Annotated in this window: 13 protein-coding genes; 9 read left to right on the top strand and 4 right to left on the bottom strand. The window is 42.8% G+C overall.

Annotation, left to right across the window (positions count from 1 at the left end; all coding sequences use genetic code 11):
- Nucleotides 1-65 precede the first annotated feature (65 nt).
- Nucleotides 66-899, bottom strand: coding sequence for an ion transporter (locus AC4E96_RS08000; protein ID WP_488033627.1), 834 nt, complete (start codon nt 897-899; stop codon nt 66-68).
- A 22-nt stretch (nt 900-921) separates the two neighbouring features.
- Nucleotides 922-1,542 (bottom strand): YigZ family protein, encoded by a 621-nt coding sequence (locus AC4E96_RS08005; RefSeq protein ID WP_490255442.1) that lies wholly within the window; start codon nt 1,540-1,542, stop codon nt 922-924.
- 199 nt (nt 1,543-1,741) lie between these two features.
- On the opposite strand from AC4E96_RS08005, the gene AC4E96_RS08010 reads away from it, so the two are divergent.
- From AC4E96_RS08010 to AC4E96_RS08025, 4 genes are all read left to right on the top strand, one after another.
- The gene (locus tag AC4E96_RS08010; protein WP_488033625.1) at nt 1,742-2,278 is read left to right on the top strand and encodes a hypothetical protein; all 537 of its coding nucleotides are present in this window, start codon (nt 1,742-1,744) and stop codon (nt 2,276-2,278) included.
- A gap of 3 nt (nt 2,279-2,281) precedes the next feature.
- Entirely contained in the window at nt 2,282-3,775 is a 1,494-nt protein-coding gene (dgt, locus tag AC4E96_RS08015; protein ID WP_490255443.1) for a dGTPase, read from the top strand.
- A gap of 111 nt (nt 3,776-3,886) precedes the next feature.
- Nucleotides 3,887-5,083: a tyrosine--tRNA ligase gene (gene tyrS / locus AC4E96_RS08020; RefSeq protein ID WP_488033638.1), complete on the top strand. Its 1,197-nt coding sequence runs from the start codon at nt 3,887-3,889 to the stop codon at nt 5,081-5,083.
- Between the two features lie 167 nt (nt 5,084-5,250).
- Entirely contained in the window at nt 5,251-5,700 is a 450-nt protein-coding gene (locus AC4E96_RS08025; protein WP_490255444.1) for an ASCH domain-containing protein, read from the top strand.
- Here the strand turns inward: AC4E96_RS08025 and AC4E96_RS08030 are convergent.
- Nucleotides 5,678-6,307, bottom strand: coding sequence for a DUF1415 domain-containing protein (locus AC4E96_RS08030; protein ID WP_488033622.1), 630 nt, complete (start codon nt 6,305-6,307; stop codon nt 5,678-5,680). The genes AC4E96_RS08025 and AC4E96_RS08030 overlap by 23 nt on opposite strands.
- A gap of 2 nt (nt 6,308-6,309) precedes the next feature.
- The gene (mutH, locus tag AC4E96_RS08035) at nt 6,310-6,990 is read right to left on the bottom strand and encodes a DNA mismatch repair endonuclease MutH (RefSeq protein WP_488033621.1); all 681 of its coding nucleotides are present in this window, start codon (nt 6,988-6,990) and stop codon (nt 6,310-6,312) included.
- A 139-nt stretch (nt 6,991-7,129) separates the two neighbouring features.
- Here mutH and rppH point away from each other — a divergent pair, with 139 nt between their 5' ends.
- From rppH to AC4E96_RS08060, 5 genes are read left to right on the top strand one after another with little or no spacing between them, the layout of a single operon-like run.
- Nucleotides 7,130-7,720: an RNA pyrophosphohydrolase gene (gene rppH, locus AC4E96_RS08040; RefSeq protein WP_488033620.1), complete on the top strand. Its 591-nt coding sequence runs from the start codon at nt 7,130-7,132 to the stop codon at nt 7,718-7,720.
- Between the two features lie 24 nt (nt 7,721-7,744).
- On the top strand, nt 7,745-10,027 hold the full coding sequence (gene ptsP, locus AC4E96_RS08045) for a phosphoenolpyruvate--protein phosphotransferase (RefSeq protein WP_490255445.1): 2,283 nt from the start codon (nt 7,745-7,747) through the stop codon (nt 10,025-10,027).
- A gap of 13 nt (nt 10,028-10,040) precedes the next feature.
- Nucleotides 10,041-10,850 (top strand): sulfite exporter TauE/SafE family protein, encoded by an 810-nt coding sequence (locus AC4E96_RS08050; protein ID WP_488033618.1) that lies wholly within the window; start codon nt 10,041-10,043, stop codon nt 10,848-10,850.
- Entirely contained in the window at nt 10,844-11,668 is an 825-nt protein-coding gene (lgt, locus tag AC4E96_RS08055; protein WP_490255446.1) for a prolipoprotein diacylglyceryl transferase, read from the top strand. Before AC4E96_RS08050 ends, lgt begins: the two co-directional genes overlap by 7 nt.
- A gap of 51 nt (nt 11,669-11,719) precedes the next feature.
- Entirely contained in the window at nt 11,720-12,571 is an 852-nt protein-coding gene (locus tag AC4E96_RS08060) for a thymidylate synthase (protein ID WP_488033616.1), read from the top strand.
- Nucleotides 12,572-12,762 lie beyond the last annotated feature (191 nt).

Below are 12,762 nucleotides of genomic sequence, written 5' to 3' on the forward strand. Positions count from 1 at the left end.
TAATCGCTAATCGCTAATCGCTAATCGCTAGCAGGCGACTGTGATTTTCCGCTACTCTCAACTTACTACTTCGGTTGATTGTTGGACTTTTCCACTTGAGCACGAAGGGCAGCTAGCTCTTTCAAAATCTCGTCAAACTTATCTTCTTGCACTGCGGCTTGTTCTTCTTCAAGCTCAAGCTCTTTTTCTAAACGCGCTTTGCGGTGCTCTTCTTCCATAACATTAACCACTATGCCAATGACCATATTCAAAAATGCAAAGGCCGATAAGAAAATAAACGTGATGTAGAACACCCAACTCATTGGGTAAACTTCCATGGTTTCGTACATGACGTCAGTCCAATCTTCAAAGGTCATCACCCTAAATAGGGTCAATAATGAAATAGTGATGTCACCCCATAACACTGGGTTAATATCTTCAAACAAGGTGCTACCTACTGCGGCGTAAATGTAGAAAATAATAAACATCAACAACATGACGTAACCAAGTTGCGGTAAAGCTTTGATTAAGGATGTTAGCAAAATACGCAGCTCTGGAATGAACGACACCATACGCAACACTCTAAAGACGCGAACTAGGCGAGCGATAATGGCCATGTCAGTGTCTTCAACCGGAATCATACTGACTAATACAATTAAGGTATCAAAGGTGTTCCAAAAGTTGTGGAAGAAGCGCTTTTTATTTTCTTCAGTACTAAATCGAATGGCGATTTCGGTAATGAAGAAGATATTAATAAACCAGTCTAAGTAAATAGTGATGGTATGAATGGTCGAGGACACATCATAGGTTTTGACCCCGACTAATAAAGCCGATGCGATAATGACGGAAATAACAAAAAGCTCGAAAACTTTATTGTGACGAATAGATAACAGTAATTGTTGAAACTTTTCTAGTTGCATTTGTTGTATTCTGTTTATGAAATTATGGGAGTTCTTTAAATTCGATAGAACGCGCGATTAATGCATCTTGCATTGTCGATTGTTCGGACTGGGCTATTTTAATCGTGACTGTGACGTTTTCGCTATAGCTAACCTCAATTATTTCACCGCCGCAAAGATCGAGTTGATGACGAAGCCACTGTTCTTCGGCAAAGCTTATGCTCACTTTGAGCTCAACTGATTTGATAACAGGCGCAAGGAGGTCTTCTTTTTCAGCGATTTGATATGCCTGTTCCACTGCTTGAGAGTAAGCTCTTACCAACCCTCCAGCGCCCAGTTTAATACCACCGAAGTAGCGAATCACAATCACTAAAACGTTATTTAATGGTTTGTGCTGTAAAACGCTGAGCATAGGTTTGCCAGCCGTGCCGCTAGGTTCACCATCGTCAGACATAGCGGCGGTTTGATTGTTTGGTGTATCACCCATGACATAGGCATAGCAGTGGTGTCTGGCGTCGGGATATTCGGTTTTAGACTTTTCCAACCATGACTTTGCCTCTTCTTTGGACGAAATAGGAACCATCCAAGTAATGAATTGGCTCTTTTTTATCTCAAGAGGGTTGATAACAGGCTGGCGCAATTCGTAACGCAAACTAGAAGACATGAAAAGGCTCACTATTTAACCACACTACAGATGGTTTCACTTTAAGTGAATAACTGTTAAGTTATTCTTTATAACAATAAGAATTGCAACTTGACGTGTTTCTTTAAGTCTAATTAAAGTACCGCCAAGAAATGCATCATGATTATGCCACGCCTCAATAGCTATAGGCTAGGACAAAACCGAATTGGAAGTTTGCAGTATGGATAGAATTCAAACAGTGAAAATAGGTCTCTCACTTTTGCTCGCAAATTGTGTAATAGCACTCACCACAAACGCATGGGCAAACGACGCAGAGATCTTTAAGTGTGTTGAAAATGGCATCGCCAAGTTTTCAGCCTATCCATGTAAAGACCCTTCAAAACAACAAGCCTATGATGTGACTCGTTCTGAGTCCATGACTTCTTATTTTGAGCGTCAACAAAAAAAGCTTCAACAGAAGCTAGATGAAAGGCGCGAACGTGCTGAAAAGTATATTGCTGGCTATCCGGCGTTACCAAAGAACATTCGCGAAGCGATATTAGACTGTAAGGTCATTCGCGGCATGACCAGAAAGCAGGTTTACACTTCGTGGAGCGTGATGCCAGAGTCGCACCGTAAAGTCGTTAAATCGTCTAGCTCATTAACTTATTACACTTACCGTCAGTCACCAATCTGCATGAATGAAAAATTTAGAGTTGCAGATTTGACCTTTGATAACCGCACCAATTTACTGGTGGGCTGGAATATTCAATATTAATTTATGAATTTTACTAAAAAAATTACGGCGACTCGGCCTTATGCGCGCCGTACTAGCTCCAATCAAACTCATTCATCGACACCAAGTGTAGAAGAAGTAAGGGTTTTATCAGAGCAGTTCGAAAGTGATCGGGGCCGGATCATTCAATCGGCCGCAATAAGACGCTTGCAACAGAAGACACAAGTCTTTCCGCTAGAGAAAAACTCGGCGGTACGTTCTCGATTAACTCACTCCTTAGAAGTACAGCAAACCGGTCGTCATATTGTTCGAACGATTATTAAAAAATTGCCAGATGAATTAGCTAACCGCTCAAATTTAAAAGAGTATGAGCGAGAAATCGAAACTTTAGTCGAAATGGCTTGTCTGATGCACGACATCGGTAATCCACCATTTGGTCACTTCGGTGAATCGGCCATAAATCATTGGTTTGAAAAGCAACTAGACAAACATGTGGTATTTAGCCAAGCCAATGACAAGATGCTCGGTCTGCAACTCAAAATGGAATTAAAAAGCTTTGAAGGCAATGCCCAAGCGTTCCGTATTATTTTCAATCTGTTGAGGCTTAACCTTACGTTTTCACAAGCGGCTAGTATTTTAAAGTACACGCGCAGTGGACTTGAACGTCGCCCAGAAAAAGATAAACCACTATCTTATTTGAAGAAAAAAGTCGGCTATTACTATTCTGAAATAGAAGACATCAAAGCGATGCAAAGTGAGTTAGACATCAAAGACGGTCATCGCTTTCCTTTGGCTTATTTGATGGAAGCTGCAGATGACATTAGTTACTGCTTGGCCGATATTGAAGACGGCGTAGAAAAAGGGCTGTTGGACTGTCAATCTCTAGCTAAAAAGCTGTCAGAGACCTTTAACGAACTCGCTAAAGACAAGGCCGGTACTCACTTAGGTCGTAACAAAACGTTCGATGATGCTATCGATTACGCATTGTCACGAAGTGAAAAAGAGCCTATTAACAAAGCTCACGAGTTTTTTGTTTGGCTTCGGGTCCAGTTGATTCATCCGTTGGTTGAACATGCTGCAGATAAGTTTATCGAGCATTATGATGAAGTGTATGAAGGCAGTTACAATGGGGCGCTTTTGGAAGATGGCAGTGTGTATCACCACATCATTGAAACCTTTAAGCGCGTGGCTATTGAGAACATATTCAGCACTGATGAAGTCGAGACTAAAGAGTTACAAGGCTACGGTATAATCAATAATTTGCTTGATGCATACGCTCCGTTACTCAATTACCCGATGGACAAGTTTTTGGCTATGGTCGATAAAGAGCAACGCGGTGGTTTGATTGAAGCGAGACTGTACAAACGCCTTCCGAAAAAACACTTGAAGGCCTACCAAGAAGCGATTAATCCAAAACGAGACAAACCAGACTTTGCCTTGTTTGAGTTTTATTATCGCTGCCGACTGATTCAGGATTGTATCAGTGGCATGACAGACCAATTCGCATTAGAAGAAGCCTCCAATTTGGCTGGTATCTAATTCAAAATTCTTTGTTTGCGGTCAATTTGGCCGCAAAAAGGGATTCAAAAAATACCCTGCTTGCAGTAGACTGCAACCCTTTACATTACTAATCAAAAAGCACGAGTCATGATGGATATCAAGCAAGCGTTTGCCGAGATAAAACGCGGCGCAGACGAAATTCTGCCAGAAGCAGAACTATTAGAAAAATTAGAGTCAGGTAAGCCTTTAAAAATCAAAGCGGGTTTTGATCCAACAGCGCCTGATCTGCACTTAGGTCACACCGTTCTTATCAATAAGTTAAAAACCTTCCAAGACTTAGGTCATGAAGTTATCTTTTTGATTGGTGACTTTACAGGCTTGATTGGTGACCCAACGGGCAAAAGCGCGACTCGTAAGCCTTTGACCAAAGAAGACGTATTACAAAACGCCGAAACGTACAAAGAGCAAGTATTTAAAATTTTAGATCCGGCTAAAACAAAGATTGCTTTTAACTCTGAGTGGTTTGATAAGTTTGGCGCGGCCGACATGATCAAACTTGCTGCCCGTCAAACCGTAGCAAGAATGTTAGAGCGTGACGACTTTAAAAAGCGTTATGCTGGTGGTCAGTCAATTGCGATTCACGAATTCTTGTACCCTTTAGTTCAAGGTTGGGACTCAGTCGCACTTGAGGCTGACGTTGAATTAGGTGGTACAGACCAACGCTTTAATCTTTTAATGGGGCGTGAGCTTCAAAAGGAAGAAGGTCAAAAACCACAAGCGGTATTGATGATGCCTCTGCTAGAAGGTTTGGACGGCGTTCAGAAGATGTCTAAGTCTTTGAACAACTATATCGGTATCACAGATGCACCAAATGACATGTTTGGTAAAGTTATGTCGATTTCTGATGAGTTAATGTGGCGTTATTACGACTTATTGAGCTTCAGACCGATTGCTGAAATCGAAGCTCTACGTGAAAAGGTCGCAGCGGGTGCAAACCCTCGTGATATAAAAATTGATTTAGCGAAAGAGCTTATCGCTCGCTTCCACAGTGAAGACGATGCTGAGCAAGCCCACCAAGACTTCATCAAGCGTTTCCAGAAGAACGCATTACCAGATGAAATCCCAGAGGTGGATGTGGCTGCAACGGAAGCGATGCCAATCGCCAACTTGTTAAAAGAAGCCGGTCTTGTTGCTTCAACATCTGAAGCAAACCGTATGATCAAACAAGGCGCGGTTAAGCTTGATGGAAAAGAAAAAGTATCTGATGCCAAAACGCTGGTTGAACTAGGCACGACGCGAATCTACCAAGTGGGTAAGCGTAAATTTGCCAAGGTAACGTTGGGCTAAGTAAAGCGAACAGCCAAAATAAATGACAAAACCAGCGCCTTTAAAGCGCTGGTTTTTTTGTATCTATAAAAACAATATTTTTGACACCTACGGTTGAAAAAGTATAACAATTTGCAGAATATCAGACGCAGAATTAGTGCTATAAGAATAATAAAAAAGGATGAAGGATGTCTCCAGAACAAATGAGTCTCAATTACTTTTCACATATAAACCAAGAGCCCAAATCTCTTCCAGCTTGGTACTTTTGTGACAATCAAAAAGACGCCGACGAGTGTGCTGAGTTGGTTTTGAATGGAGTCAAAAGAGCAACGTCACCCGCACTGCGGTGGCATGAAGCGACGAATGAGCCATTGGCAAAGCCAGGAGATTTAAATATTGTCACAGACTGGGCTGGCAATGCGATGTGCATAATCGAAACAACCCATGTTGAGATAGTACCATTTAACCAAATTAACGCAGACTATGCGTATTTAGAGGGAGAAGGTGATAAGTCCCTTGATTACTGGATGAAAGTACACAAAGCCTACTATCAGCGAGAAGCAGCAGAGGTCGGCTATACAGTAACTGAGGATATGCCGATAGTATGTGAAACCTTTAAAGTGGTTTTTCCAGTTTAAATAATTCTGTTATTTGATCATCCGTCAAGCTTTCCACCGTTTCTATATTGCGTTCGGGAATGGTTTCAGGGTTCGGGTATTGTTTTAATACTCGACTCATAGAGTCTTCCCGAATCAAATGAATGATGGGAGCGGGTGCGCGATTGGTGTAGTTTTCTCTGTCGTCAATTGATGTTCCTTCAAACTGATATTCAGGATGAAAGCTCGCTAACTGAAAGGTCCCCTCGTAACCGAAGTTTTCTAACGTCATTTGGCAGACGTCTAAGAAGTCCAAATACGATTCAAAATCCTCTAATCCTGACGCGACAACAAACAAACTAGTGTCAGTCTGCTCACTTGGTGTTTGAGCCAAAAACTCCATCTCGTTAATAAAAGCGTCTAACATTTGGTCTGAGTTCGTCGCGTCACAAAACGTCACTTTAATTTGGCCCTGTACGCGAGGCTTTTTGGCGAACGGGCATAGATTTAGGCCAATCACGACGCTGTCTAACCAGTGGTATACCTTTTGTTCAAGGGTTGGTTGTTTTTTAGGTGCCTGCTTGTTTTCTAGCTCTTTTTTTGGGTCTAGCGTTGGTTTTTGTGAAGTTGACTTTGATTGAGTGGACATAATTATTGGTCCAATTTAAATTGTTGAGTGAATAACGCCTGGGTAAACTGAGTTCTCAAATAAAAGCCTTTAGGTGGCGCTTGTGTCGGTGCACCGTCCTTGCCGATGGCGGCGGTTCGAATACTGCTATCAGCGGCTTTGGGGCGAAGTTGTAAATATTGGCCATAAGTGGCGTTGATTTGGTCATGTTGGCCCAACACTATCATGTCAGTGAGCTCTAGCCAGTCTTGGGACAATATAGACTCGGTCGCCTCGTCCATTTGCCATAAAAAGGGCATGGCGACGGTGCGTTCTGGCACCGGAATTTGACGCTCGGCAATAATCGGAACCCAAAGCACATGTCTGAGCTTTTTGTAGACGACACTGTCACGCCAAGTCTGTCCAGCAGGCAGTAATAAAGGCGCAACAGATACAAAGGTGGTTTCTAAAGGCTTGCCATTTTGGTTAATCGGTACTGTTTTGAGCTCTACACCGAGTTCTTGAAAGTCAGGCTCGGGCAAATTGCCGGCCGTTGCACCTAAATACGCCTCAATTAATTGCCCCGGCCACCCTTTTTCAACTAATAAGTTTTCGGGCACAACGACACCTAATTCACCAGCAATTTCACCTAAGGTTAATCCGGCGATCGCATCGATACGATGTTGTAATTCTTCAATAGTTTTAGGTGGTTTGGGTAAATTCATAGCAAATTGGCTGATTTGAGCTTAGCAATATTATCCCTGTTCAAATTAATTGATGCTAGCGTTAATTTTGCGTTTGCGCATTAATGGTGTTTGTGGAAGAATCAAAGCATATCTAAAGAATTAAAGAACAGGTGAAACTGTGATTGATGCCGAAGGCTTTAGGCCTAATGTTGGCATCGTGATTTGCAACCACAAAGGCCAAGTTTTCTGGGCGCGTCGATATGGTCAACATTCTTGGCAATATCCGCAAGGTGGGGTGGATGATGGTGAAACACCAGAACAAACCATGTACCGAGAACTCGAGGAAGAAGTGGGGCTCAAGCCAGAAGACGTAGAAATTCTGGCAGTTAGTAAAAACTGGTTGCGTTACCGATTACCCAAGCGTTTGATCCGTCGTGATAGTATGCCTGTGTGTATTGGTCAAAAACAAAAGTGGTTTTTACTACGCCTGCGTTGCAAAGAATCCGATGTAGACTTATTAAAGACAAGTCATCCTGAGTTTGATGACTGGCGTTGGGTGAGTTATTGGTACCCAGTGCGAAATGTAGTGTCATTCAAGCGCGATGTTTATCGTCGTGTTATGAAAGAGTTTGCGCCTATCGTCATGCCAATGGGACGGCAACAGCCAGGCAAAGGAGAATTTGCCGGTCACAAAACGTCGAATCACAGATATAAACGACGTAGCCAAAAGTCTCAACAACACAGGACCAAACAACACAAACAACGGTAATGATGGCCAAAAACTTAATGCCTTATGCTAAATGAACTGAGACGAATCACTCACAATTTTGTACAGGAGCCAAACCTAGAGTTGGCTCTTGCAAACTTGGTGAGCGACATAAAGCAGTGCCTTAATACCGATGTTTGTTCAATATACTTAGCTGAGGACAAACAAAAAGTCCTCATGCTGCAAGCGACAGATGGTCTAAACCCTAATGCTGTTGGCAAAACCGCCATGCGTTTTGATGAGGGTTTGACAGGCTGGGTCGCCGAGCGTGGTGAGCCAATCAAAGTTCACAACGCACCCAAACACACCAGATTTAAACAGTTCAATGACATAGAAGAAGACGTCTATTCGGGCTTTTTAGGTGTGCCAATTATGCACCGAAGGCAAGTCCTCGGTGTGATCTCATTACAGCAATCCGAATCTCGTCATTTTGAACAACAAGAAGAAGCCTTCTTAGTCACTCTTAGCGCTCAATTAGCCTCGACGTTTGCCAATGTAACCATTCGCCTTCGCAATCAGACTGAAAGTGAAAACCCAGATCACACTGGCTTAGTACTTCAGGGTGTCTCTGGAGCCAGCGGTGTCGGGATTGGCCACTCTTACTTGGTTCAAACCAATATTAATTTCTCAGATGTCTCTCTAAAAAAAGTAACCAATAGCGAGCCTGAAAAAGCCCGATATTTTAACGCGGTCGAAAAAACCAAAGCTGATATTATCCAAATGACCCAACGAATGGCGGATCAACTTCCCAAAGAAGCCTTGGCCATTTTTGATGTTTATCAGCAACTTTTGGATGCGGCGAGTCTTGGCAACGAAATTGTTGACAAAATTAATCAAGGTTGGTGTGCGGTTTCGGCATTAAAAATAGTGTCAGAGCACTACGTTACCGAATTTGAAAAAATGGAAGACCCTTACATTCGCGAACGTGCAGTGGATGTAAAAGACTTAAGTCGCCGGTTACTTGAATATTTAACTGTTCAGCCTGGTGCCAAGCCTCTAGTACCAAAGGCGGCGATAGTCATTGCCGAAGAAGTGACAGCATCTATGTTAGCCGAAATCCCTCGTGAACAAATCAAAGGGATTGTCTCATTAAAAGGCGCTGAAAACTCTCATGCCGCTATCATGGCAAGAGCGCTCGGCATTCCTGCAGTAATGGGCTTGCGCGATGTTCCGTTATTGCAGCTAGATGATATTGATATCATTGTTGATGGTTATAGCGGACAAGTCTTTATCTCTCCAAACGAGACCATCGTTGATGAGTACCGTCGCCTAGAATCGGAAGATTTAGCCTTTGCTGACCTTTTAAAAGAAGAAGCGAACCAATTTGCGCAAACGCAATGCGGCCACAGAGTCTCACTTTATATAAACTCTGGAATGGGCTTTGATAGTGACATAGCAGATCAACAACACATAGAAGGTATCGGGCTATACCGTACTGAGTACTTGTTTATGATGCGCCAGCGTTTTCCATCAGAACAAGAGCAACAGTCTTTTTATCATCAAGTTTTATCTGACTTTGATGGGAAGCCTGTCGTAATGCGAACGTTAGATGTCGGCGGTGACAAACAACTCCCTTATTTTCCTATTGTAGAAGAAAACCCGTTTTTAGGTTGGCGTGGCATTCGTTTAACCCTCGATCACCCAGAGATATTCTTGGTGCAAATAAGGGCGATGATCAAAGCGAATCTATTTACCAATAATTTGCACATCATGTTACCTATGATTGCCGATATAGGCGAAATAGACGAAGCGAATCGATTGATTAATCAAGCTTATCTCGAAGTTAAAAAAGAGGTAGAAGAGGCGGACGATAAGGCGAGCGTTACTAAACCGAAAGTCGGCATCATGATTGAAGTCCCGAGTATGCTGTTCCAGCTTGATCGATTAAAAGGCAAAGTGGACTTTTGTTCTATCGGGACAAATGATTTAACCCAGTATTTACTTGCGGTCGATCGCAATAATGACAAAGTCGCGGCTTTGTACGACTCCTATCATCCGACCGTTTTACACGCGATTCAACGCATTGCTAATATGACTAAAGAAGCGGGAATTCCATGTAGTGTCTGTGGTGAGCTTGCTGGTGATCCTGGTGGCGCTATGTTGTTAACAGGCATGGGGTTTTCTCAGCTCAGCATGAACACTCAAAACGTATTAAAAGTAAAATGGGTCCTTAAAAAAGCAGAGCTTGGTGATCTAAAACGACTGGTTGATGACGTCCTAAAATGCAACCGTCCTGACCAAGTCAAGTTTAGAGTGAATCGAACTATCTTAAACATAGGTGCTGCAAGCATACTACGAGCTGGTAATTAACTTTGGAAACGCAGTGTCAGACTATTTAATTTACATGCCTATCATTGGCATCATTGCAGGCTTATTATCAGGGCTACTGGGTATTGGCGGCGGTATTATTATTATCCCTGCCTTGTTGTATTTGCTGCCCAAAATTCCAGAAGTGACTCAGCAAAACGTGGCTATTATTGCAATCGCCACTTCGCTTTTTACCATCTGTATCACTGCGTTTTCTTCAGGGCGAAGCCATTACAAACGCGGCAACGTAGATTGGGCAATGGCAAAACCTGTTGTGGCTGCCGTAGCGATTTCTGCGGTGATTGCTTCTCAAATCGCAGTGATGTTATCGACAGCCTGGTTAACAAAAATATTCTCGATTTTACTAATTCTTCTAGCCATACAAATGTGGCGCGGCAAACACGATGTTACTTGTGAAAGTACCAAAGTTACAACGACTCAATTAGCCGGAGGTGGTGTGCTGACTGGAACACTTGCCTCATTAGCCGGATTAGGTGGCGGCGCGATATTAGTCCCTTACATGACGTACATTGGTATTCCTATCCGCAAGGCCATTGCAACGGCAGCGATTAGCGGTGTCGCCGTGGCCTTGTTTGGTAGTATTGGCTATTTGATGGCGGGTTGGAAATGGACAGAGTCCAGTGACTTCTTGGGCTATGTGCATTGGCCAACGGCGGTTACGATTATGGTTTTTTCTTATTTTGCCGCTCCACTTGGTGTTAAATTAGGACAAAAATTACAACAAGTGCAACTAAAAAAGGTTTTTGCGGTCTTTATGATGCTTGTTTCAATTAAATTATTATTAGAGGTGTTTGAGGTTTGGTAGATCCGATTATTTTCCCAGAGATAGATCCTATTATTGTATCTATTGGTCCGTTGGCCGTTCGTTGGTATGGCTTGATGTATTTGATTGGTCTGGGGTTTGCGTATTTTTTAGCAATACGAGAAGTCAATGCGGGTCGCTCACCGTTTAACAAAGAGCAAGTCAGTGACTTATTGTTTTATAGCTTCATGGGTGTCGTAATAGGCGGCCGCATGGGTTATGTGTTCTTTTATCAGTTCGAACGTTTTTTAGAAGACCCAACTTATTTATTTATGATCACTCAAGGTGGCATGTCATTCCATGGCGGCCTAATAGGGGTGCTGGTTGTATTATTCATCTACAGCCGAATGATGAAAATGAGCTTTTTACAAATTGGTGACTTTGTTGCGCCACTAGTACCAATCGGCTTAGGTGCAGGGCGTCTAGGTAACTTTATTAATGGTGAATTGTGGGGCCGCACGACGGATGTACCTTGGGGCATTGTGTTCCCAAATGCAGGCCCTTTGCCTCGCCACCCTTCGCAACTTTACGAGTTTTTCCTTGAGGGCTTAGTGCTATTTGCCGCCATCTATATATTTAGTCGTAAACCAAGACCTGTCGGTGCCGCTGGTGGATTGTTCTTAATGGGTTACGGCGCATTTAGATTTATTGTTGAGTACTATCGTCAACCGGATGACCATTTAGGTTTATTAACGTTAGGAATGTCAATGGGACAATGGTTGTCATTACCAATGGCGATCGCCGGGGCATTGTTAATGGTTTGGGCGTTTAAGACTCAGCCAAAAGGTATTAACGGCAAACTCGTCGAGCAATCAGCATAACAGTTATATAGATGTTACGGCTTGCCGTAAATCACAGAATAGAGATTTGATATGAACCAGTATTTAGATTTGTGTCGTCGCATTATTGACGAAGGTAAGTGGATTGAAAATGAGCGCACAGGTAAGCGCTGCTTGACGGTGATCAACGCTGAGCTGACTTATGATGTCGCCAATAACCAGTTTCCACTTATCACTACACGTAAAAGCTTTTGGAAAGCGGCTATCGCTGAATTATTAGGGTACTTACGCGGCTATGACAATGCCGCCGATTTTCGTGCGATTGGCTGTAATACTTGGAATGCCAACGCGAATGAAAACCAAGCGTGGTTAAACAATCCTCATCGCAAAGGCGAAGATGACATGGGGCGTGTATACGGAGTCCAAGGTCGCAAATGGGCCAAACCGGACGGTGGACACGTTGATCAGCTTAAGAAGATCATCGATGACTTAAAAAAGGGCATTGATGACCGAGGCGAGATCCTATCGTTTTATAACCCTGGTGAGTTTCACATGGGCTGTTTGCGTCCTTGTATGCATACTCACACGTTTTCGTTATTGGGCGACACCTTGCACCTAACCAGTTATCAGCGTTCCTGTGACGTGCCGTTGGGCCTTAACTTTAACCAAGTTCAGTGTTTTGTGTTGTTGGCGTTAGTTGCGCAAATTACTGGGCACAAACCAGGTAAGGCATACCACAAGATAGTAAACGCTCACATTTATGAAGATCAGCTAGAGTTAATGCGTGATGTGCAGCTAAAGCGTGAGCCTTTTGAGCCGCCACAACTCAAAATCAATCCAGAGATCAAGTCACTAGAAGACATCGAAACTTGGGTGACACTAGATGACTTCGAGGTGATTGGTTATCAACATCACGAGGCGATTCAGTATCCGTTTTCGGTTTAGTTTCGTTTAATAAACAAAAGCCTGCGTGTTATAGAAGCGTGAGATTTTTCTCACGCTTTTTTTTGAGAAAAAAACTATAAGGGTACAGTTTTTGAGTTGGCAATAAATACTTGCACATTGCGCCTCCTTGTTTGTTTTGCTTTTAACTTTTTGTTTTTATTGTATTTTTGTCTTGTCTTGTCTTGTCTTGT

Source organism: Psychrosphaera sp. (assembly GCF_982872775.1).